The sequence below is a fragment of the Photobacterium panuliri genome (genome assembly GCF_059920555.1).
The window spans coordinates 823,415-843,601 of the sequence record NZ_CP197193.1 but is presented as its reverse complement, the minus strand read 5'-3'; the positions used below and the strand labels follow the sequence as shown (position 1 = coordinate 843,601).

The 20,187-nt window shown below is 42.7% G+C and carries 20 protein-coding genes and 5 pseudogenes; 9 read left to right on the top strand and 16 right to left on the bottom strand.

Going from position 1 to position 20,187, the window contains the following annotated elements:
* Nucleotides 1-134 precede the first annotated feature (134 nt).
* Together rihA and ACSF8X_RS20100 are read left to right on the top strand one after the other, a co-directional pair.
* A complete protein-coding gene (rihA, locus tag ACSF8X_RS20105; protein ID WP_500851232.1) occupies nt 135-1,073 on the top strand; it encodes a pyrimidine-specific ribonucleoside hydrolase RihA in 939 nt (312 codons plus the stop codon).
* Nucleotides 1,074-1,320: 247 nt separating this feature from the next.
* On the top strand, nt 1,321-1,758 hold the full coding sequence (locus ACSF8X_RS20100; protein ID WP_500851231.1) for a hypothetical protein: 438 nt from the start codon (nt 1,321-1,323) through the stop codon (nt 1,756-1,758).
* A gap of 177 nt (nt 1,759-1,935) precedes the next feature.
* Here the strand turns inward: ACSF8X_RS20100 and ACSF8X_RS20095 are convergent, their stop codons facing one another.
* On the bottom strand, nt 1,936-2,748 hold the full coding sequence (locus ACSF8X_RS20095; RefSeq protein ID WP_500851230.1) for an enoyl-CoA hydratase/isomerase family protein: 813 nt from the start codon (nt 2,746-2,748) through the stop codon (nt 1,936-1,938).
* Between the two features lie 145 nt (nt 2,749-2,893).
* Here ACSF8X_RS20095 and ACSF8X_RS20090 point away from each other — a divergent pair, with 145 nt between their 5' ends.
* Complete coding sequence (locus ACSF8X_RS20090; protein ID WP_500851229.1) at nt 2,894-3,844, top strand: LysR family transcriptional regulator; 951 nt, start codon at nt 2,894-2,896, stop codon at nt 3,842-3,844.
* A gap of 240 nt (nt 3,845-4,084) precedes the next feature.
* Here the strand turns inward: ACSF8X_RS20090 and ACSF8X_RS20085 are convergent, their stop codons facing one another.
* The 10 genes and pseudogenes from ACSF8X_RS20085 to ACSF8X_RS20040 form a co-directional block, all read right to left on the bottom strand.
* Entirely contained in the window at nt 4,085-4,915 is an 831-nt protein-coding gene (locus ACSF8X_RS20085; RefSeq protein WP_500851228.1) for a hypothetical protein, read from the bottom strand.
* 20 nt (nt 4,916-4,935) lie between these two features.
* A complete protein-coding gene (locus ACSF8X_RS20080; RefSeq protein ID WP_500851227.1) occupies nt 4,936-5,496 on the bottom strand; it encodes a hypothetical protein in 561 nt (186 codons plus the stop codon).
* Between the two features lie 379 nt (nt 5,497-5,875).
* A complete protein-coding gene (locus ACSF8X_RS20075) occupies nt 5,876-6,712 on the bottom strand; it encodes a CsgG/HfaB family protein (RefSeq protein WP_500851226.1) in 837 nt (278 codons plus the stop codon).
* A 12-nt stretch (nt 6,713-6,724) separates the two neighbouring features.
* Nucleotides 6,725-7,129: a curli assembly protein CsgF gene (locus ACSF8X_RS20070; protein WP_500851225.1), complete on the bottom strand. Its 405-nt coding sequence runs from the start codon at nt 7,127-7,129 to the stop codon at nt 6,725-6,727.
* Nucleotides 7,130-7,139: 10 nt separating this feature from the next.
* A complete protein-coding gene (locus tag ACSF8X_RS20065; protein WP_500851224.1) occupies nt 7,140-7,601 on the bottom strand; it encodes a CsgE family curli-type amyloid fiber assembly protein in 462 nt (153 codons plus the stop codon).
* Nucleotides 7,598-7,885: a response regulator transcription factor gene (locus tag ACSF8X_RS20060; RefSeq protein WP_500851223.1), complete on the bottom strand. Its 288-nt coding sequence runs from the start codon at nt 7,883-7,885 to the stop codon at nt 7,598-7,600. Before ACSF8X_RS20060 ends, ACSF8X_RS20065 begins: the two co-directional genes overlap by 4 nt.
* A 45-nt stretch (nt 7,886-7,930) precedes the next feature.
* Nucleotides 7,931-8,083 (bottom strand): annotated as a pseudogene (locus tag ACSF8X_RS20055) (hypothetical protein); the annotation flags it as partial.
* A gap of 503 nt (nt 8,084-8,586) precedes the next feature.
* Nucleotides 8,587-9,366 (bottom strand): hypothetical protein, encoded by a 780-nt coding sequence (locus ACSF8X_RS20050; protein ID WP_500851222.1) that lies wholly within the window; start codon nt 9,364-9,366, stop codon nt 8,587-8,589.
* A gap of 527 nt (nt 9,367-9,893) precedes the next feature.
* Nucleotides 9,894-10,223 carry a hypothetical protein gene (locus tag ACSF8X_RS20045; protein ID WP_500851221.1) on the bottom strand — a complete coding sequence of 110 codons (330 nt, stop codon included), beginning with the start codon at nt 10,221-10,223 and terminating at the stop codon, nt 9,894-9,896.
* A gap of 357 nt (nt 10,224-10,580) precedes the next feature.
* Nucleotides 10,581-11,039: a DUF2778 domain-containing protein gene (locus tag ACSF8X_RS20040; RefSeq protein ID WP_500851220.1), complete on the bottom strand. Its 459-nt coding sequence runs from the start codon at nt 11,037-11,039 to the stop codon at nt 10,581-10,583.
* Nucleotides 11,040-11,256: 217 nt separating this feature from the next.
* On the opposite strand from ACSF8X_RS20040, the pseudogene ACSF8X_RS20035 reads away from it, so the two are divergent.
* A pseudogene (locus ACSF8X_RS20035) lies at nt 11,257-12,272 on the top strand (IS110 family RNA-guided transposase).
* A gap of 325 nt (nt 12,273-12,597) precedes the next feature.
* Here ACSF8X_RS20035 and ACSF8X_RS20030 read toward each other — a convergent pair.
* On the bottom strand, nt 12,598-12,966 hold the full coding sequence (locus ACSF8X_RS20030) for a hypothetical protein (RefSeq protein WP_500851219.1): 369 nt from the start codon (nt 12,964-12,966) through the stop codon (nt 12,598-12,600).
* A gap of 578 nt (nt 12,967-13,544) precedes the next feature.
* Here ACSF8X_RS20030 and ACSF8X_RS20025 point away from each other — a divergent pair.
* Nucleotides 13,545-13,757: pseudogene (locus tag ACSF8X_RS20025) on the top strand (IS110 family transposase); the annotation flags it as partial.
* 22 nt (nt 13,758-13,779) lie between these two features.
* Here the strand turns inward: ACSF8X_RS20025 and ACSF8X_RS20020 are convergent.
* A complete protein-coding gene (locus ACSF8X_RS20020) occupies nt 13,780-14,136 on the bottom strand; it encodes an immunity protein Imm33 domain-containing protein (RefSeq protein WP_500851218.1) in 357 nt (118 codons plus the stop codon).
* A gap of 67 nt (nt 14,137-14,203) precedes the next feature.
* Between ACSF8X_RS20020 and ACSF8X_RS20015 the strand changes: the two are divergent.
* Nucleotides 14,204-15,220: pseudogene (locus ACSF8X_RS20015) on the top strand (IS110 family RNA-guided transposase).
* 447 nt (nt 15,221-15,667) lie between these two features.
* On the top strand, nt 15,668-16,711 hold the full coding sequence (locus tag ACSF8X_RS20010) for an IS110 family RNA-guided transposase (protein ID WP_500849947.1): 1,044 nt from the start codon (nt 15,668-15,670) through the stop codon (nt 16,709-16,711).
* A gap of 445 nt (nt 16,712-17,156) precedes the next feature.
* Here the strand turns inward: ACSF8X_RS20010 and ACSF8X_RS20005 are convergent, their stop codons facing one another.
* Nucleotides 17,157-17,786, bottom strand: coding sequence for a hypothetical protein (locus ACSF8X_RS20005; protein ID WP_500851217.1), 630 nt, complete (start codon nt 17,784-17,786; stop codon nt 17,157-17,159).
* A gap of 107 nt (nt 17,787-17,893) precedes the next feature.
* Here ACSF8X_RS20005 and ACSF8X_RS20000 point away from each other — a divergent pair, with 107 nt between their 5' ends.
* Nucleotides 17,894-18,049, top strand: coding sequence for a hypothetical protein (locus ACSF8X_RS20000; protein ID WP_500851216.1), 156 nt, complete (start codon nt 17,894-17,896; stop codon nt 18,047-18,049).
* 238 nt (nt 18,050-18,287) lie between these two features.
* Here the strand turns inward: ACSF8X_RS20000 and ACSF8X_RS19995 are convergent, their stop codons facing one another.
* The gene (locus ACSF8X_RS19995; protein ID WP_500851215.1) at nt 18,288-18,632 is read right to left on the bottom strand and encodes a hypothetical protein; all 345 of its coding nucleotides are present in this window, start codon (nt 18,630-18,632) and stop codon (nt 18,288-18,290) included.
* Nucleotides 18,633-19,011: 379 nt separating this feature from the next.
* Between ACSF8X_RS19995 and ACSF8X_RS19990 the strand changes: the two are divergent.
* Nucleotides 19,012-19,197, top strand: a pseudogene (locus ACSF8X_RS19990) (IS110 family transposase); the annotation flags it as partial.
* A gap of 366 nt (nt 19,198-19,563) precedes the next feature.
* Here the strand turns inward: ACSF8X_RS19990 and ACSF8X_RS19985 are convergent.
* On the bottom strand, nt 19,564-19,986 hold the full coding sequence (locus ACSF8X_RS19985; protein ID WP_025507157.1) for an SMI1/KNR4 family protein: 423 nt from the start codon (nt 19,984-19,986) through the stop codon (nt 19,564-19,566).
* Nucleotides 19,987-20,187 lie beyond the last annotated feature (201 nt).

Genomic DNA, 20,187 nt, shown 5'->3' with positions numbered 1-20,187 from the left:
CTTGGCAAATTTGTTTGCTTGTATCAAAGAAATGCTAAGTAGGTCTTATTCTTGCACTGTGGTTATCTGGTCATATTCACATTTTGGATGATTTATTCGCGATAGAATATTTTTATAAAAACAAGGAGTACCCAATGAATCGTCCAATAATTATTGATTGTGATCCTGGCCATGATGATGCTATTGCTCTGATCCTTGCCTGCGCATCGTCGGAATTTGATATCAAGGCCGTTACAACCAGTGCTGGCAATCAGACCCCAGAGAAAACCCTCAACAATGCATTGCGCATTTTGACCCTGCTTGGACGAACTGATATTCCTGTCGCGGGCGGTGCACTAAAACCGCTGTGTCGCGAACTGATCATTGCTGATAATGTTCATGGTGAAAGCGGGTTGGATGGCCCGAAATTGCCAGATCCCGGCTTTGATGCAGTCTCTGAGCATGCCGTTGAATTGATGGCGCGTATTATTCGCGAAAGTGATCAGCCAGTTACGCTTGTACCTACAGGACCGTTGACTAATATAGCTCTTTTGTTGGCCACGCACCGTGAGCTTACTGATAACATCGAGCGAATCGTGCTAATGGGTGGCGGTGCGGAAACCGGTAACTGGTCTCCGGCTGCCGAGTTTAATATTTTTGTCGATCCGCAAGCTGCCGATGTTGTATTTAATTCGGGCGTACCTATTACCATGTGCGGGTTGGATGTGACACACCGAGCTCAGATCCTTGATGAGGATATTGATCGCGTACGGGATATCGGTAACCCCATTTCTGATGTGGTGGCTGAGCTACTCGACTTTTTCATGATTTACCACCGTGATCCCAAATGGGGATTGGAAGGGGCACCGCTTCATGACCCATGCACGATAGCCTGGTTACTTAAGCCTGAGTTGTTTACCAGTAAAGATTGCTGGGTAGGGATTGAAACCGAAGGCAAATTGACCCAAGGGATGACCGTGGTGGATCGCTACCAAGTATCGGGTAACCCAGAAAATGCCACTGTGTTATTTGATGTCGACCGTGAAGGTTTTGTTGATTTGCTGGTGGAGTGCTTGCAGCATTATAGCGAGTAAATTTTACCTTATCGGTAAGGTTCTGATAAAAATAGACAAGCATGCTTGTCTATTTTTATATCGGCAGTATAGAGCTAACAATTGCCATGGTGTTTATTGCTCCAATGTTTACTTACCCTATGTTTATCGTTTAATTTCTTAAACTCAGTCTCATAACTTCAAGTTGTTGCTATCTGCTAAATTGTGCTTGGTATACCCTGTTTCGATAAAGTGCCCGATGGTGGGTGCTATGAGGTAGTATTTGAGAATGAGGCCATTCTATTTTTTGATGTTGTTTTCAACTGCTGCATTGTGTAATGACAAGGTGCACTTTGAAAGGGCAGATCAACCCGCTTACCAAGCTACGCTTGAAATTATGCGTACTCATAGCGAACAGCAAAAAAACTATAATATTGTTGTTGATATGGCGGATTACGCTGAGTTTCCGGTTACTGGATTAAATGATAACCCGAGTTCATTACATATTGAGCCGTCGCCTGAGCTACCAGAGGGTAAATTTTTAGTGGATATCGAAATTCACGCTCAGTTTCAAAACAGCAAAGATGATGGCCCTTATTCGACCATAAATATGAACACTCAGCTACCGTTCTCTTTCGGTGAACGTATTTTAATCGGCGGGCATGGCAGTAACTTGGGAAGCACGCAGATTTGGTTGACGATGGATGAGTATAAAAGTGCAAACTAGCATAGGAATTCAATAAATTACGTTTTCTTTGTGATTATTTCGATGTTCTGCCGCAGTGTGCTTGAATGTATTCGTGAAATAGGTTTGAGTGCTATCACTCAGCTAGTCAGCCATTTGGTCAACAATGACAGGCAGATAGGAGCCAAGCTAGACATAGGATCTCGCTTGGCTCTTATTTTATTGATGGAGTTCTGTTGCGGTATCGACAAAAATACCCTGAATGTCTTTTGCTTCTCGTTTAGTTTGGCCGCCGTGTTTCATAAAAGCCTCAATGATTGATGCAGTTTTTTGTTCTTTCGCACGTTCTAGGAAGTAACGCAGTTCCAGTTCCGCACCAGCATTTTCATCTTTGATTGAAGCTGCGATGATCGCCTTGTACATCATGATATCGCGCACTTCTAACTGGCTAATTACGCCTAATGTTGCTGTAAGGAATGTTTCCATTTCGGCTTGGGGGACAAACTGAGTGATGATATTCAGTTGCTCTGCTTGCTGTGATGTAAAGTCATTGCCTAGCAGTAATGCTTGCAGCGCTTTGTTTTTGCCCATACGTCGAGCAAATTGCACCGCGCCTTGACCGCCCGTGGGGATGTTGACATGAATTTCAGGCTGAGCAAATGCCGCGTTTTCGGTGCCATAAGCTAAATCACACGCCATTACAAATTCATTGCCGCCACCACGTGCTACGCCGTCAACTACTGCGACCGAGACTTGTTTCATTGCCTTGATATTGGCAATCATGTGGTTGAACTCGATCGATGCCGCTTGGCCACCTTGTGTGCCGTTGATTACATTCAAGTCCAGATGAGCCAAGAAAAAGGACTCATGCTGCGACTTGAACACCACGACTTTGATATCACGATCATCTTGTAGTGAAAGTACGAATGCATTGATTTCATTAATTAAGTCGATAGTTAATACATTAACAGGCGGGTTGTTGATTTCGACGGTTGCGATACCATTTTGTTGAGTAATAGACAGTGTTTTCATGGCTGTTTCCTTAATCGGTATGGGTTTACTTGTTATTGAGAAGGCTCTCTCCCCGTTGTGTGTTGCTACTATAGATATGTAATAAGAGAAGAAAAATAATCTAATTGACATATAATTGGTGCTAAAAAAGCAACAATGGTTTTGTATGGATTTATCTAGTCGTTTATTGCTACTACTTGATGTGGTTGAACGTGGTTCTTTTACTAAAGTCTCTGAGCAGAAGAATGTCGACCGTTCGGTTATATCGAAACAGATTAGCCGATTAGAAAGTGAGTTGGGCGTACGTTTGCTAAATCGTACAACGCGCTCGCTCTCTCTAACAGCGGCAGGAGCGGAGATGGTTAGTCAGGCCAGAGCATTACGTACACTGCTGAATGATACTCAGCGATTGGCACAGAACTACCATGCAGAGCCACGGGGTATTTTGCGCATTACCAGTTCGACGATGTTTGGACGTCAATATGTGCAAGATGCGATATCGTTATTCCAGCAACAATATCCAGATGTTGAATTCGAACTCTGTCTGGAAGACCGCATGGTCGATATGGTTCAAGAGGGATTCGATATCGGTTTTCGTATTGGGAAGCCGAAGAACTCGAGTTTAATCACCAGAAAAATTGCCCGTAGCCGATTATTGATTGTTGCAGCCCCCGAGTTCTTGGCAAAGCATGGTCCGGTTGACAGTATAGATAAGCTTGAATCTCTGCCTGCAACCATTTATGCCGCTCCGGGGCTGCTGTTTGATAAGTTTGGTTACCAAGATGAAAAGGGCGGGCAGCAGTATTTCCAATTAAATGTGGCCTATAAAGTCAATGATGTTGAAATGTTGGCCCGCAGCGCTGCAGGTGGTAATACGCTTGCTGTGATCACCGCGCAGATGATTCAGGGTGAAGTGATGCAGGGTAAACTCGTTCCCATTATGACTCAGTTGAATATTGATGATTTTGGAACTTTCTATGCTGTATACCCGCACCGGGACGCGCCTATCAAGACCAAGCTATTCATTGATACCCTCAAGTCGATAGTCGGTGAAGGTACGCCAATTTGGGAAAAGAATATCCCTCATTTCGACGAGATGTATGGCCATGCTAAGTAGCAGTTTGTATGCATAGAGATGAGATGGACAGTGCGTCTCACCCCCCAACCGCGCTCACGAACAAATGTCAAAGTCGGCTGTGGTAGTGCGCATCCATTTGGGGGCTTGGATGACTTTGTTGAGAAAATTGAGAAGCAAATGGCTATTACCGAAAAATCAAGGCGATTCGGGTGTCAGTAAGTGGAGATTAAAAAAGCAAGCGGCTGATGCCGCTTGCCAAAGATAGTATTGCAAGTAATGTTAAAATTGTAAGTTGTTAATCATATTGCCATTTGAGCTATTGTTTACTTCGACATAAGAGTAATCTTCAGCTGTTTGAGTGATGTACACTTTGTTATGAGCTGTATAACCATAGCCATTATCGTCAATTAGAACCTGAGCTTTAGAGTCATCACTGTATTGCTTGATATCTACATAGTTATAATCGGCACCACCACCCAAGATATCAACATCAATCACGTTATCATTGCCTTTAGAAAGGCCATAAACATGGTTGCTGTCACCGTAATCAATAAAGATATCGGAATCGTTGCCATTACCTTCTTGAGTTAAACCAATGGTGTTATGATCCGCATTTTCATCAATGTCAGCATGACTATAGTTATGATTGCCATCTTGCTTAACGTGGATGTTGTTGTCATCTGAACCATCATCAATTTCACTAATGGCTTTGTTAAATCGACCATATTGTTCATTTGTGATTTTATTACGGTCTGAATACTCATCGGATTCAGCAAACGAGTAGTTTTTGTAACCTTTCTGTTTTACATGAAGCATATTGTCGTTTGACTCATTATCAACATCAGCTATAGAAGTGTTCTTCTTCCCTGCTTGGAAAACATGAACGGTGTTTCGATTTGAATCTTTATCGATAAGGACCTTAGAACGGTTGTCTGCATCTGTTGGGATTGAAAACTGGTATACATCAACGGTATTGTAATCACTATCACGGGTTACTTCAATGTGAGATTTATTGTCAGTATATCCAGCAGCGTTTTGAAAAACTGAATGGCTAGCCATTGCTGAACCTGAAGCCATACTTGCTGCGATAATCATTGCTAACTTTTTCATTATATTATCCTTAAACGTGATTATTCAATAACGATATTTCGATTCATACCGTTGATGATTACATGAGTTTGGTTGTTACCTGTTTGGGTTATTTCAGAGTAATAACTTCTAACATTACTTTTTTGTACAATTAATGCGGTATTGTCATTTCCGTATTGACTTATTTCTCCCTTATTACTATTACCTTTCTGAACCAAGGCGGCTTTGTTATTATCGCCGGCTTGTAAAATGAGCCCGGTGTTATCAATACCTGTCTCAGAAATATATGCAAGATTGTAATTACCATCTTGTTGGATTACAGCCTTGTTTAACGCACCTTGCTGTTCAATAATTGCTTTGTTTTCATTTCCAGATTGAGAAATTGCTGCCTTATTGTTTCCACCATTGCTAAAACTTTGTTGGATAATTGTGGCTAGTCCATCATTACCGTTGTTGATTTTGATGTAGGAATAATTATCAAATCCGTAACTAACTTCGTTAATATGTCCCAATTCGTTTAGCGCAAGGTCACTTGAATTTACTTGGCTTTGAAAACCAAACAGACCAATGTATATGATTACTGCCTTGTTTAACTGTTTCATCACACATCCGTCTTTGTTGCTTTATTTTGTAAATTAATTATCGCTTTTGAAACAGGATTCTCACTAAACGATCGATTGAAATTATATAAGGCGGATTAATGTTATTGAATTAATTATCACTATTGAGAGCTCATTCTAAATAATGATAAAAGTGTGAATAGATAAACTTAAGTTTAGATAGAGCATATGCAAATGGTTATTGCAACAGGTGTGTATTGGTTTGGTGTATTATTAGCATCCATTAAAAAACAGTAGAGAAATTTTTTAGCTCATGTGATTGTTCTTGAGCTTTGGCCATAATTTTGGATGTATTAACAGAGATTAAAAATGAAAAGGCCCTCCAAGGAGGGCAAAAGGTGGGACCTTAACTTAATAAGAATTAGATAATGGGCTGGGTGCTTTCCATATACTGTTGAAGGATAGGGTGGTTGAGATCTTCTTCACGTAATGTTGTCCAGAGCCCATTTTGAATACCGTCGACGATAACATGTACAACAGCGGCGTCTATTGCGGACATAACGGCGACATTGACGGGTTCGTTGGTGGTGTAACCTAATTCGGCTTCCAGCAAATCTTTGTAGTCGATGAATTTGAATACACCGGTCTGGACCTCTTGGGAATAGATTGTCTTGCTGGTGGTGACGCTGAGCAAGATCCTTCCGCTTCTGACATCAACAGCTCTGACATTAACTGTGACTTGATCAGCCCGAAATTGCCCCGATGCACCGATACCGAGGTATCGAGCCCCAGCACCACCTGTTTTGATATTAGTATCGTAGGCTACAATCCCCCCTTCAAACATGATGTTAGCTGATTCAAGAGAGGGGAGGTCATTACCATGATTAGCTACGATTTCATCTTTCTTTTGCGCTGCCCTAATAATCTTCCGCTCTGTCAGTAAGTTTTGTAGCCCTTCACGTTCTAGGGGAATAAACCATTTAGAATCTAAAAGCGATGTCATCAGTAGCGCTGCGGCACCCTGTGGAACGGCGGTTGAAAAGTTACTGTTAGGCTGCGGTTTATATTGGCCGCTTTGGTCCCTGAAGTCATAGACAGAAACGTAAACCTTACCGCGAGGCAAAGGTAAGCTGACTAAATCATTATAAGTTGCGCCACGAGACATTAAATTTGGCTTTTCATCTATATCTGGTGTGTCCATGGAAAGTGAACAGCCAGTTAATATAAATGAGAACAGAACTGCGAATGTAATTTTCATTACTGTACTCCTTTATAAATCTGGCACTAAGCCACTAACTTGGATAGTTGAAGATTCACCGGTTTCTTTATCGGTAATTTGGATGGTTAACTCGCCATTGTTATCAACGATGTTCAGCAAGAAGTCATCCGTTGACAGTTGGCCTGTATTACCATTACCCACATCTGACAATAGCTGGCTGATTAATCGAGATTCTAGGCTAGCCGCAAGCCTATCTAGATCCGACTGTTCATCAAGAATACTGCTCGAATCGGGGTTTTTATGGTCGTTAATCGCATTAGCGATACCTAGTAGGTGGCTACTATTAAGAGGATTTCCTCCAAAACTAGGGTTTATGGGGCGGTATGTCAGCTCAGTTGCTATCGCACTAATACTGAAACAGGCAATGCCCAGAGTACAGATAATTTTTCTTTTCATGATCGGTCCCTTAAATCTCATCATGATCGACGTCAAATGTATCTTTCAGGTAGCGTTCAATTTTCCAGCGAACAACATAAGTACTGATGGCGCTAATTGTGTCATCGACTTTTTGCTCTATTTGCGAACGACCTGGTGAGATGGCTGTTCGGTATATCAAATTCTGGCGATGATATACGCTTATGATACTGCCGCTCAGTGCTGTTGGCCTTTCTTTCACAGTTAGGTTTTCTGCTAAATTCTCAAACTTATCACTCATTTTTTGAGAGAACAGAGAATAAAATTGTTCACCCAGATGGGTTAGTGTTCTATCTATTATTATACCGTCTATTTCAGTTAAGCTATCGAGTGACTCTAAGCCATCTCTACTCTCTAGCGGTGGACCGTTTTCTAATGGTTTATTGTCATTAGCAAAACTGATACTAGAGAAGAGCAAAGCTGCTAAGGCAACAGATAGAGAAGACTTATTCATATCGGCATGTCATTGTAGTAATTATTCTTTGCCCACATAAATGCCTGAACCCTGTTCTTAGCATTAATCTTTTTAAAAACATTATGCAGGTGAGATTTTACGGTATTTTCGCTGACAAATAGGCTAGCGGCAATTTGTTCATTAGATTCACCAAGTATCAGCAAATCTAATATTTCTTTTTCTCTTATCGTCAGATTGGTATGTGGTTTGATATTGAATTTATATTGTGATCGCTGACGATATGACAGGATAACTTTCTGGCTTAAGCTTCTACTTAACCACATTTCTCCATCGAGTATACACTTCATCCCTTTTTGAACTATTTCTAAGTTGTTATTAGAGTAAAAAACACCAGTGATATTGGGCCACCCTAATAATGTTTTGTGATTTGTATCAATAGGGGTGTTTATTAATACCTCTTTAGTCTCTAATCTGTGTTCAGTTACATATCGATAATAGGACTGATGCTTGCTTTCATTGATATACGTATAATCAATAATAACTAGCGACTGGTTTTGTATGCAATAGTTGGCAGAGATGAATTTGTCAAATGTTAATATTTCAATACTTCATTGAGGACTTTCTCCAGAAAATCCTTAAACAGACAAGATTGAAGACTTGAATCACATATGAAAAAAATGTGCTGAAATTGACTGCTGGACATCGTTTTTTCCTTTTTACTAGCATGTCAAACTGTTTTTATATTCTTAAATTTAGAACAAGAAAAGCAAACATCAAGGCAGCAAAAAAGTTACATTTAGATTTTTTTATAAGTAACTGAAAATAATAGAATAAATTAGTCATTATTTTGACTGTGACAAAAAAGTGATATTAAAAAAGAAAATTACTAACATATTCGCATAATTGAGACTGGTAATTTGTTGGATATTGTGTCTCATTTTACAAATAGGTGAATAGGTTATGAGAATGAGGAACAAGAAAAGCACTCGCGAACGAGTGCTTTATTTATGGCAAGGAGCAATGCTTAGTGATGAACTGGGGTACTAATATACAGGGTCTTGTTCAAGGTTGTGGTATTTGGCTCAAGCTCAAAGTTCCAATTGCCTACGATTGGAGTGTGGTACCCACCTTCGACAATAAACTCGACCGTATTGTTGGTCTTCTTCCAGATCCGCACCATGCCATCGATATTGCTGGTACGCAGAATGCTGTGTGCGATAGGGTCTGAACAGCCAGGCAAGAACTCACCTTCTTTCAGCGTGATCTTATACAGCGTACGATTCGAGTCGATAAGAAAATCGTCGGCTTGAACACTGGCTACATTTAGGGTTGCGATTTGGTTGGCCTGCGAATGTGGTGTATCTGGCGGAGTGACATCAATTTCTACAGGAATACGAATAGTCAAATCATGGTCTGTTGAAAGTACGCTCTTGTCGAGGGTGAAATCAATGAAATTTACTGCGCGATGATCTAATTCACCAGAAATACGATAGCTGATGGTATTTGCGCTTGCGCGATAAGGACGAACAACATTGTGAGTGGATAGGGTAGTTGCATCACGCAGCGTGTTTACGTTCGTCGTGTTTAACGTTGCTCCCTCTAATTCGACATGTAGCTGGAAACCATACAAAATATGTTGGTAGGGAAGAACATCATAATTTACTTTAATTGTTGGTACCGTGATGCCGTAACGCTCGGCATCTTGTGCGGAAAGCGTATATTCGTGAGCCAGAGTTGGTTGAGCCAAACCGAGCGATAGTGCGGAAGCAATAAATAAGGCTGTAAGTGACTTATTGGTTTTCATGATCACACCTTTATTTTGGTTGATTATTTTTATTGGAGAATCTGATCTAAAAAATGCGTGAAAACCACTGATTAGGCAATGTTTTTAAAATGTGTGATTTCAATATTGAGAGATTGCTGCAAAATGTTGTCAGGCGATAATGTTCGTTTGGCGCATGCCTTGTGAAGCAATATCACATTAATTTTTATTGATTCAAGATGACACTATTAATAGAGCTTTCAAGCTGTCTTAGTTTATTTGACTGTCAGTGGTTGGATAATAAAACCATCATTAAAGTGACTTCACTGCAAATATTTGGCGTGTGGCGAGTTTGATTCACTAGTGTGATATATGGATGGGTTAATAGTAGTGTGGCTGTTAAGTATTAGCAAGGATGAAATTAATAAGTTACTACTTTCAAGACAGTTCGTTGGTATTTACTCACCTAGGCGACCAGATGTCGGTTATAAATGAAATATGTGATCGAGATGGCGTCATGTGGAACGAAAACATAGCCAGAAATTAGCTATTGACGCCATAGTCGTTTGTTATATACGTTCTCTAAGGCGTACACTTTTGGCTTCGATCACTCGAATACCAGCATTTGTATTTAAGTTGAACTTGAACCAACTCGATTTGAACAAGTCACTATCTACTCTTTTCACAGACTCTAGCCCTAAGAATGTTGGATTACCTTCAAAAGGAATTTCGTTGATATTTAGAGAATGGAATCCACTGAATACAATATCAGTCTCTTCATATACGTCATTTTCCCAATCTACTGGGTACATAACTCTTAATATCAATTCATTTTGTGACGGTACTTCAATCATCAACAGCAACTCACAATCGTGCCAATGTATTTCATTATGTTCCATGATTTTTCACCCAAGCATATAACGCTGACATAAGGTGCGCCACGATAAACTTACCAAGCGCACCAGACTCCATACCAAAACCGCCGAGTGTAACGCGTCACCTTGATGTTTTTGTTAGCAATTTCTGACTCAATGTAACAACTAGCATACAAACAAGCGCAACTATAAATGAAAAGCCAAAAACTAGATACATTTCAAGATCAGCGAGATCCTCTCCATTGCTAGTTTCAAAATATTGCACTAAAAAAATTGCGTTTTGTTCAGAGACACTTGGAAATAATGTTGGATACTGTAACCATAGAAAAGAAGTAATAATCGTTGCTACAATAACCAGTATCGATTTAATAAACATAGTTTTCATTTAACAATTACCCGCCCATATGTTTCCAGCTCAAGCCCGGGAACCTTTATCGTTGATGTGTTTTTTAACATACTACGAATTGTTGCAAAATCTTTAGGATTATCGACGACTATGCACCCTTGACTGATACCTAGAGGCCCCTTCGGATGTAAGCGAAACTGCCCTCTTTTTACTTTTATACAAAGCAACTCGTCATCCATCTTGCTATCCGCTGCATACAGTGCAAACCATTGGTCTTTACCCGAAAAAAAGTCTCGCAATGGACCAAGTAGACCACCTGACTGTCTATCAAATATATAATATGTGCCAGCCGGAATTGGTCCACTACTAGATTTACATTGTGAGATTTTCTTATTTTTATCAGCACCAAATCCAGAAAATGCAGGGAATGATGAAGAACCTGTGGTCAACGAGCTCAACTCTTTGCCGTTAAGAACAAATGTAAACTCAAGCATAATTACTCCATAATTTAGCGAAAATTAAGGAGAATATATTTATTAAGCTCAAAACAAACTTATAAAATAAATTTATTCGTACTACATCTAATAATTAAATAATAATAGACATATCACTTTCATGCCATTTGTATTGCTAACGAATGACATGGACTCCCCCTCATACAGACTCTGCCACACTTGGTGAGTCTGAGTAAGAAAACGTTCGGAGGCCGCCATGTCGCTTTCTATCTATGGCATTGATTTAGCCAAACATTCCTTCAGTATCCACGGCGAGGATGCCAATGGCAACACCCTGATCCACAAAACAATATCTCGAGCAAAAGTACTTACATTCTTTGCCAACTTGCCTCCTGCCATTGTCGGAATGGAAGCCTGCGGCAGTTCCCGTTACTGGGTGCGGGAATTAACCAAGCTCGGCCATACCGCTAAAATCATGGCCTCCAAATATGTGGCGCCTTTCAGGACGGGAGCCAAAAACGACCTCAATTATGCGGTTGCCATTTGTGTGGCTGTCACCCGTCCTTCAACGCGCTTCGTTAAAATCAAATCCGCCGAGCAACAATCCATATTGATGCTCCATCGGGCCCGCGGCAACTGGGTTCATGAACGCATAGCACTCCTTAACCCGATTCGGGCTGTCATGGCTGAGTTCGGTATCATCGCCCCCAAGGTCGCCATGCACTGCAAGCGAATATCGGACACGTACTGGAAGATGCCGAGAATCAACTACCGGATTTAGCCCGTGCAATCTTAGCCGACTGCTATGATCACCTGCTCTCTATCAACCAACGCATTGCTGACCAAGAACGCTGCTTTGATATGTTGGTAAACCACAGCAACAATGCACAAAAAATCATGAAGATTGCAGGTGTTGGACCAATCACGGCGACGGCCGTTATCGCCAGCATCGGCAAGGGCTAGCAGTTCGACAAAGGCCGTGACTTTGCCGCTTGGCTTGGGTTAGTGCCTACCCAGTATTCCACCGGCGGTAAACCGAGGCTCGGGCGGATCACCAAAAAAGGCGATAAATACCTAAGAACGTTACTGGTTCACGGTGCTCGTGCCGCCATTACCAATATCGGCAACAAGACCGATCGTCTCAGCCTCTGGTGCAAAGGGCTTGTCGAGAGGCGGGGTTTAAAACGGGCGATTGTGGCACTCGTGGCCAAGAACGCCCGTATTATCTGGTTGCTACTGCGCAACGATACGGAATACCAAGTCGCGGTCTAATCACCAAGCGTAACAAAGGGCAACACACCTTCACCGGGTCAATGCAATAGCCAATGATGAAATAGGGTTAAGACCTCTTGCGGGAAAACCTGATAATGCGGCGGGCACGTCAGATGCCTTCTAACGAATGAGGAACCGCAACCGCGTAGTGTCATGGCAAATAAGCCAGCAAATAGACCGAATGTAGAGCGGCAGTCCCAAACCTTATCTTATCGGCAGCTGTTGTTGACAACCGGGGGAGTCCATGTGGCCCGCATAAACGGCGAGCGTGTCTTGTGAGTCTAGCCCCCGCAGGGGCGATATTTGATGCGCTTGTTATATGGAATTACTCTCTAACGCCCATATCGTAGGTATGATGCACACAAAAAGCACTTTCCTTAATTGCTTGGTCTTCGCAGCCCAGCCACATACACTTTGACGAGGAGAAGCCACCACGATTGTCTATTAATAGCTGTTTCTCCTGAGGAACGGAATTAATACTGTCCCAGTTATCAACGTTATAGATCCGAATGAGGAACCTAGTTTGATACTTGTCAGCTTCGTCGAGACACCAGTAGCTCCCATCTGACTTGGAGCGACACAGAATTTTAAAGTTTTTCCTATCGATAACTTCAGTTGACTCTTTGAATACCTTTGCCCGTTTAGTTCCTTCATGAAAATACGATATGTCGGGCCAGCCCTCAGAGTTCATCATTCTTCTTCCATATAACAGTGTATTAAACAGCATGCTCGCTTTCCCCAGCCTAATACATGCTTAATTGCGCATGATTTTCTTATCAGTATTCTTTTAAGTCAATAGGTTGCATGAAATCATTGTTGCTTAGTGGCTGTTTTTCGCTTGGGTAAAGCGAGCATTCGGTATTAATGAGACCTCGTTAATACCAAGTGGAAGTATTAATTCAATTTTATATCAATGCCTTATATATGTGTTGTGGGGGTGAGCATTTGGGGTCTATTTACTAGCAGGTCAATGTTGGCCATTTTTAGCGACTTCATTATAACCGTTTATACATACAGTGAATGGTTTTTACGTCATCGCAGGCTCTCAATAGTTGAGCTGGGTAGGGGATTGATTTTGGGTGAAATAAAAAGCCGGACAGTGTCATGCCCAGCTTTGTTATGAGTGGATTTTCGTTGCTCAGTCGTTAGTGCTTAGTGGTAGTACACCTGCATTTCGACCTCATCCCCTTGCTGTGGTTCACAAGCCGCCATTACCAATATCGGCAATAAGACCGATCGCCTCAGCCTCTGGTGCAAAGGGCTTGTCGAGCGGGGGGACGAGCACAGGTATGTACTGTGCTCTACATGGCTATGATGTCTGCGATGCAGTGTAACCCTGTTTTTAAAGCTATTTACCGGCGACTTTTAAATGCAGGAAAACCGAAAAAAGTCGCCATTATTGCGTGTGTAAGGAAAATGGTTGTGATCTTAAATTCGATGCTTCGAGATGGCGTCATGTGGAACGAAAACATAGCCAGAAATTAGCTATTGACGCCATAGTCGTTTGTTATGCGTTTCCTTCCAACAAGCTGCTGTCATACCAGATATCTTCGTAGCCATTGTTATCTATTAGGAAACGGTAGCCAGGAGGCAAACCAAGATAAGCTTGCACTTGAGGTAGGTATTTAACTATATGCTCAACATGTAGCGGGTCAAAGAAGTCTGCGTTTGAAGATAACTCTTCACCGCACCAGATATACCAACCATTAGTACCATTTTCGGGAGCGACTCTCATACCATTAATAGGAACCTGACTTAAGGTAGAGAGTGCAATTCCTAGTTTGCTACCGGCTTCCGGATGTTCCTTTGCTAAATCTTTAAACTGATTATCCAACTCTTCCTCCTGACGCATAACGAATGACATGGACTCCCCCTCATCAAGACTCTGCCACACTTGGTGAGTCTGAGTAAGAAAACGTTCGGAGGCCACCATGACACTTTCTATTTATGGCATTGATTTAGCCAAACATTCCTTCAGTATCCACGGTGAGGATAGCAAAGGCAACACCCTGATTCACAAAACAATATCTCGAGCAAAGGTACTCACTTTCTTTGCCAACTTGCCGCCTGCCATTGTCGGAATGGAAGCCTGTGGTAGTTCCCATTACTGGGCGCGGGAATTAACCAAGCTCGGCCATACCGCCAAAATCATGGCCTCTAAATATGTGGCGCCTTTCAGGACGGGTGCCAAGAACGACCTCAATGATGCAGTTGCCATTTGTGTGGCTGTCACCCGTCCTTCAACGCGCTTCGTTAAAATCAAATCCGCCGAGCAACAATCCATATTGATGCTCCACCGAGCCCGCGACAACTGGGTTCATGAACGCACAGCACTCCTTAACCAGATTCGGGCTGTCATGGCTGAGTTCGGTATCATCGCCCCCAAAGGCCGCCATGCACTGCAAGCAAATATCGGACACGTACTGGAAGACGCCGAGAATCAACTACCGGATTTAGCCCGTGCAATCTTAGCCGACTGCTATGATCACCTGCTCTCTATCAACCAACGCATTGCTGACTAAGAACACTGCTTTGATATGTTGGTAAACCACAGCAACAATGCACAAAAAATCATGAAGATTGCAGGTGTTGGACCAATCACGGCGACGGCCGTTATCGCCAGCATCGGCAAGGGCTAGCAGTTCGACAAAGGCCGTGACTTTGCCGCTTGGCTTGGGTTAGTGCCTACCCAGTATTCCACCGGCGGTAAACCGAGGCTCGGGCGGATCACCAAAAAAGGCGATAAGTACCTAAGAACGTTACTGGTTCACGGTGCTCGTGCCGCCATTACCAATATCGGCAACAAGACCGATCGCCTCAGCCTCTGGTGCAAAGGGCTTGTCGAGAGGCGGGGCCTAAAACGGGCGATTGTGGCACTCGCGGCCAAGAACGCCCGTATTATCTGGTCGCTACTGCGCAATGATACGGAATACCAAGTCGCTGTTTAATCACCAAGCGTAAGAGCAATACACCTTTACCGGGTCAATGCAATAGCCAATGATGAAATAGGGTTAAGACCACTTGCGGGAAAACCTGATAATGCGACGGGCACGTCAGATGCCTTCTAACGAATGAGGAACCGCAACCGCGTAGTGTCATCAGGGTTCATGGCAAATAAGCCAATAAACAGACCGAATGTAGAGCGGCAGTCCCAAACCTTATCTTATCGGCAGCTGTTGTTGACAACTGGGGGAGTCCATGTGGCCAAATTAAGGTATGAACAACGCTAACACCTTACCTAAAGCATTGTGCCATAAACACTAAACTGGCTTGAAGTGAAAGCGCCAAGCGTTGTGAATCACTCTTAAATTTATTGATACTCATTGAGCCCTCTCCGCCAGCATAGCCATCTCTGACTATGCTGGTAGGCGACAAACCAAACCGGAGAAGACTCTATGAGATTTTATAACCAACAGCATGACTTTTACTGTGGCATTGATCTTCATGCTCGCATTCTTTATGTCTGTATCCTCGATTCCACCGGCAATAAGGTACTGCATAAAAAAATTAACGCTGACCCAGATGAATTGCTCGATATCCTGCAGCCATACCAAGACCGAATAGTTGTTGGTGTTGAATGCATGCACTGCTGGTACTGGGTTAGCGATCTCTGTCTGGACTACGCGGTTGATTTTGTTCTTGGGCATGCGCTCTATATGAAAGCCATACACGGTGGAAAAACAAAAAACGACCGTATAGACGCTTATAAAATTGCCGCCTTGTTAAGGGGCGGTAATTTTCCCATCGCTTATGTCTATCCCAAAGCGATGCGTGCAACACGCGACTTACTTCGGCGCCGATCTAAAATCGTCAGACATGGTGCCGACCTCAAAGCCCATGTATCAAACACTTTTACCCAGTACAACCAACCATCACCTAACCTGCAACTTCGTTACCCTTATGCAAGAGATGAAGTTCGTCAACGCTTTGATCAAGCATCAGTCAATAGAAATATCGACTTAGATCTTAACATCATTGCCTTCTACACCAAGGAGCTTGCAAGCCTCGAACACTTTATCGAGATGAACGCGAAACAGCACAACGCACAGGATTACCACCTTTTACAGACCGTACCTGGTATCGGTCGCATTCTTGCGCTAACCATTCTGTATGAAATCGGCCATATCGAGCGTTTCCCAACCGTACAACAATTCGCCTCATATGCACGACTCGTGAAATGCAAGGCCCAGTCAGCAGGTAAAACCTATGGCACCAGCGGTAATAAAATCGGTAACGCACATCTTAAATGGGCATTCTCAGAAGCCGCTGTTCTTTATCTTCGAGGGAACGACAAAGCACGTCGGTATCTAAACAGCCTGCAGAAACGTATGAGTAAAGCAAAAGCACTCTCGGTACTGGCACATAAACTGGGTCGTTGCGTCTACTTCATGCTGAGGAACAAAACTGTGTTTGATGACCGACGATTTTTACCCGAATAAGTCGCACAATGGGATGAGCTGTTAGTCTAACTGGTGCTGATAGTTAGCACGCTGCTGAATCCATTCTACTAGGCATCTCAGCCTTCACTGGATCTGCTGTGCATTGGTTGTTCAAGCCCCTTTGCTTTGATTAGCCATCCCATTGTTGCGCATCAATACGAACAACAAAGTTGCTTACACCTGAGCCGAGCCTGAAACTAACTGGCGCGGAAGCAGCCATTCTCTTTGAATAGTGCCTGCTCGGGTTAACTGATGAATGTCTAGTGGCCCTGCGTAAAACTAGCAGGCAGCGGTGAGACCGCAGTAAGAGACCCTCAATATGTGTTTGTCGTAAGCGACGATAATCGACAGAGCGAAGTAGACAGCTTTGTTGTTCGATTATATTGGCTGCTACGCAGCCAAGGGGGACTGCTTTACCCCTTGACACCCCAAAGGCTCATATGTGTTAGGCGAATTTTCCCACAAGAATTACTGAGTTATAGACACCATTATTTTCATTCACTATATCTTTCATTGTTGTTTTAAAAGAAATATAAAATGAACAGTCTAAACTTTTAAGAGTTTCATCTAATTCAGATTCAGTTTCATCTATCTCATTCCCATCAACAAAATAAGGTACAACAAAAGATAGGGCCAATCCGATGTCTTCGTAACCAGTGGCAGCAGTCGTAGTTTCCAAGTCATCGAAAGCTAAATTAAGGTTACTCTCGATCTTTGTTTTTAGACACTTCCTATTATTTTCGGGTAAGTACAGAAACAAGTGCTTGGCTTCACAGAGTACATCTTGCCCTTGAAAATGGAAATACAGATCTATCCTGCCCATTTTTCTCTCGGACTCTGGGCCCTTCTCAGAAGAAAACTCTTCTTGAGCGAACCCACCTCTCCGCCATACAGCTCCAGCAATAGCGCTAATATTAGAGCGTTCGTTATACCAATAGAGGTTGTCATTACTTTCTGTAAGTTCAATATAGTCACGGTTTAGCTTCAACCACTCGTCAAAAACGGGCTTTAACTTTTTAAACTTTTTCTTATTATTATTTACGACTATTCGAGTTTCTACTCCATATAAATCCATATAATTACCTCTGCGCTTATATTTGCATAACGAATGACATGGACTCCCCCTCATCCAGACTTTGCCACACTTGGTGAGTCTGAGTAAGAAAACGTTCGGAGGCCACCATGTCACCTTCTATCTATGGCATTGATTTAGCCAAACATCCTTTCAGTATCCATGGTGAGGATGCCAATGGCAACACCCTGATCCTCAAAACAATATCTCGAGGAAATGTACTCACGTTCTTTGCCAACTTACAGCTTGCTATTCTCTTTGAATAGAGCCTGGTCGGGTTAATCGATGTATGGCTAGGGGGACGCCCAGTCTGGCCCTGCGTGAAACTAGCAGGTAGCGGAGAGACCGCAGTAAGAGACCCTTAATATGTGTTTGTCGTAAGCGACGATAATCGACAGAGCGAAGTAGACAGCTTTGTTGTTCGATAATATTGGCTGCTACGAAGCCAAGAGGGTTTGCTTTACCCCTTGACACCCCAAAGGCTCATATGTGTTATGTGCAAGCTCAAAACTCAGAGTAACGTAGCCTTGGTTTTGGGCTAAAATACACAAGAAAGTCATTATTCTCTGCGTCTTTAGAGAAATAAACTCTTAAAACTTTTTCTGAACCCCATGTTTGGAAAGCGATTGAAGAAACATTTTCTTTAAATACATTAAAAACAACCACGTTATCCTGTACCAATTTTACGCTTACGGAACAGTTATAAAATGGTGAATGAGTAAAGATTAAGCTATCTCCATTATCGTATTGCATGATAAATGAGAATAGGCCCTCATCATGACTGTACTCTTCAGAGCAGCCAAAGCCTCTTTCAAAAAAATCTAACTCATCTGGAAATTCATAATTCAAGTGTAGAGCCTCTTATCATTGAACTGCACATAACAGTGTATTAAACAGGATGCTCGCTTTCCCCCAGCCTAATACACGCTTAATTGCGCATGATTTTCTTATCAGTATCCTTTTAAGTCAATAACTTGCATAAAATTATCGTTGCTTAATGGCTGTTTTCGCTTGGGTAAAGCGAGCATTTGGGGTCTCGTTATTAGCTGGTCATTTTTAGCGGGTTATTGCTAGGCTTTTCAAGAGGTGGAGTAGGGTAGAGGATTGATTTTTTTCGAAATAGAAAGCCGGACAGTGTCATGCCAAGCTTTGTTATGAGTGGATTTTCGTTGCTCAGTCGTTAGTGCTTAGTGGTAGTACACCTGCATTTCGACATCATCCCCTTGCTGTGGTTCATGGTGCTCGGGCCGCCATTACCAATATCGGCAATAAGACCGATCGCCTCAGCCTCTGGTGCAAAGGGCTTGTCGAGAGGCGGGGGCTAAAACGGGCGATTGTGGCACTCGCGGCCAAGAACGCCCGTATTATCTGGTCGCTACTGCGCAACGATACGGAATACCAAGTCGCTGTTTAATCACCAAGCATAAGAGCAACACACCTTCACCGGGTCAATGCAATAGCCAATGATGAAATAGGGTTAAGACCACTTGCGGGAAAACCTGATAATGCGGCGGGCACGTCAGATGCCTTCTAACGAATGAGGAACCGCAACCGCGTAGTGTCATCAGGGTCATGGCAAATAAGCCAATAAACAGACCGAATGTAGAGCGGCAGTCCCAAACCTTATCTTCTCGGCAGCTGTTGTTGACAACCGGGGGAGTCCATGTAGCCCTGTTAAGGTGTGAGCAGCGCAATACCGATGCTTCTGCAACCACCTTAAACACTAAACTCAACGCATAGTAAAAATGCCACGCGTTGCGAATCACTCTTAAACAGATTGTTAACTGCGTACCTTAAAGAGCTCTATAAAACACTTAAAATTTGGAGAAATACGCCGCCAATAGACGTCGTCCCACCAAATTATGGATGGTTCACAACCGTCGCGAAAATCTAAACAAAAAGGTGCGCCATCAGATGAATAGCCAAAACAGACTATCTTAGAAAAGTCTGTAATGTCGCGAATCTCACCAGGATAACCACTTAACTCAGAGCTGCCATAATAACCATCAGGTACAAAATCACTTTTTAGAGCTTCAGTACAACGCAGAACCTCATCTTTAGATGAACATAATTGACCTAACTCTGTCTCTAGATGATTGCCATAAGAGTCAGACTTCTGTTTGAGCGAAAAGCTACCAACTTCAATTTGGTACATACGAGAGCCCATCACTTCAATTAAAAAATCCGGAAGCTCTAATCTCATTATTCCTCCAAGCAGTTAACGCCCGCTTAAGTGGTGAGTAAACGTGTGCCATCATTTAAGCGAAGCGAAAATGGCACGCGTTTACGAATCCGTCTTGAAGCGTTTGTATGGATAATAAGCTTGTCATTTGGGTAATGTGAGACCCAAGCTTTAGCTGCAACTAAAGCTTCTTATGCGGCAGTTCGTTTGAACGCTGGCTCC

Coding starts and splice junctions, on each gene's coding strand:
- rihA (WP_500851232.1), top strand. CDS start 135: ATGAATCGTCCAATAATTATTGATTGTGATCCTGGCCATGATGATGCT.
- ACSF8X_RS20100 (WP_500851231.1), top strand. CDS start 1,321: ATGAGGCCATTCTATTTTTTGATGTTGTTTTCAACTGCTGCATTGTGT.
- ACSF8X_RS20095 (WP_500851230.1), bottom strand. CDS start 2,748: ATGAAAACACTGTCTATTACTCAACAAAATGGTATCGCAACCGTCGAA.
- ACSF8X_RS20090 (WP_500851229.1), top strand. CDS start 2,894: ATGGATTTATCTAGTCGTTTATTGCTACTACTTGATGTGGTTGAACGT.
- ACSF8X_RS20085 (WP_500851228.1), bottom strand. CDS start 4,915: ATGAAAAAGTTAGCAATGATTATCGCAGCAAGTATGGCTTCAGGTTCA.
- ACSF8X_RS20080 (WP_500851227.1), bottom strand. CDS start 5,496: ATGAAACAGTTAAACAAGGCAGTAATCATATACATTGGTCTGTTTGGT.
- ACSF8X_RS20075 (WP_500851226.1), bottom strand. CDS start 6,712: ATGAAAATTACATTCGCAGTTCTGTTCTCATTTATATTAACTGGCTGT.
- ACSF8X_RS20070 (WP_500851225.1), bottom strand. CDS start 7,129: ATGAAAAGAAAAATTATCTGTACTCTGGGCATTGCCTGTTTCAGTATT.
- ACSF8X_RS20065 (WP_500851224.1), bottom strand. CDS start 7,601: ATGAATAAGTCTTCTCTATCTGTTGCCTTAGCAGCTTTGCTCTTCTCT.
- ACSF8X_RS20060 (WP_500851223.1), bottom strand. CDS start 7,885: ATGTGGTTAAGTAGAAGCTTAAGCCAGAAAGTTATCCTGTCATATCGT.
- ACSF8X_RS20050 (WP_500851222.1), bottom strand. CDS start 9,366: ATGAAAACCAATAAGTCACTTACAGCCTTATTTATTGCTTCCGCACTA.
- ACSF8X_RS20045 (WP_500851221.1), bottom strand. CDS start 10,223: ATGGAACATAATGAAATACATTGGCACGATTGTGAGTTGCTGTTGATG.
- ACSF8X_RS20040 (WP_500851220.1), bottom strand. CDS start 11,039: ATGCTTGAGTTTACATTTGTTCTTAACGGCAAAGAGTTGAGCTCGTTG.
- ACSF8X_RS20030 (WP_500851219.1), bottom strand. CDS start 12,966: ATGATGAACTCTGAGGGCTGGCCCGACATATCGTATTTTCATGAAGGA.
- ACSF8X_RS20020 (WP_500851218.1), bottom strand. CDS start 14,136: ATGTCATTCGTTATGCGTCAGGAGGAAGAGTTGGATAATCAGTTTAAA.
- ACSF8X_RS20010 (WP_500849947.1), top strand. CDS start 15,668: ATGAGATTTTATAACCAACAGCATGACTTTTACTGTGGCATTGATCTT.
- ACSF8X_RS20005 (WP_500851217.1), bottom strand. CDS start 17,786: ATGGATTTATATGGAGTAGAAACTCGAATAGTCGTAAATAATAATAAG.
- ACSF8X_RS20000 (WP_500851216.1), top strand. CDS start 17,894: ATGTCACCTTCTATCTATGGCATTGATTTAGCCAAACATCCTTTCAGT.
- ACSF8X_RS19985 (WP_025507157.1), bottom strand. CDS start 19,986: ATGAGATTAGAGCTTCCGGATTTTTTAATTGAAGTGATGGGCTCTCGT.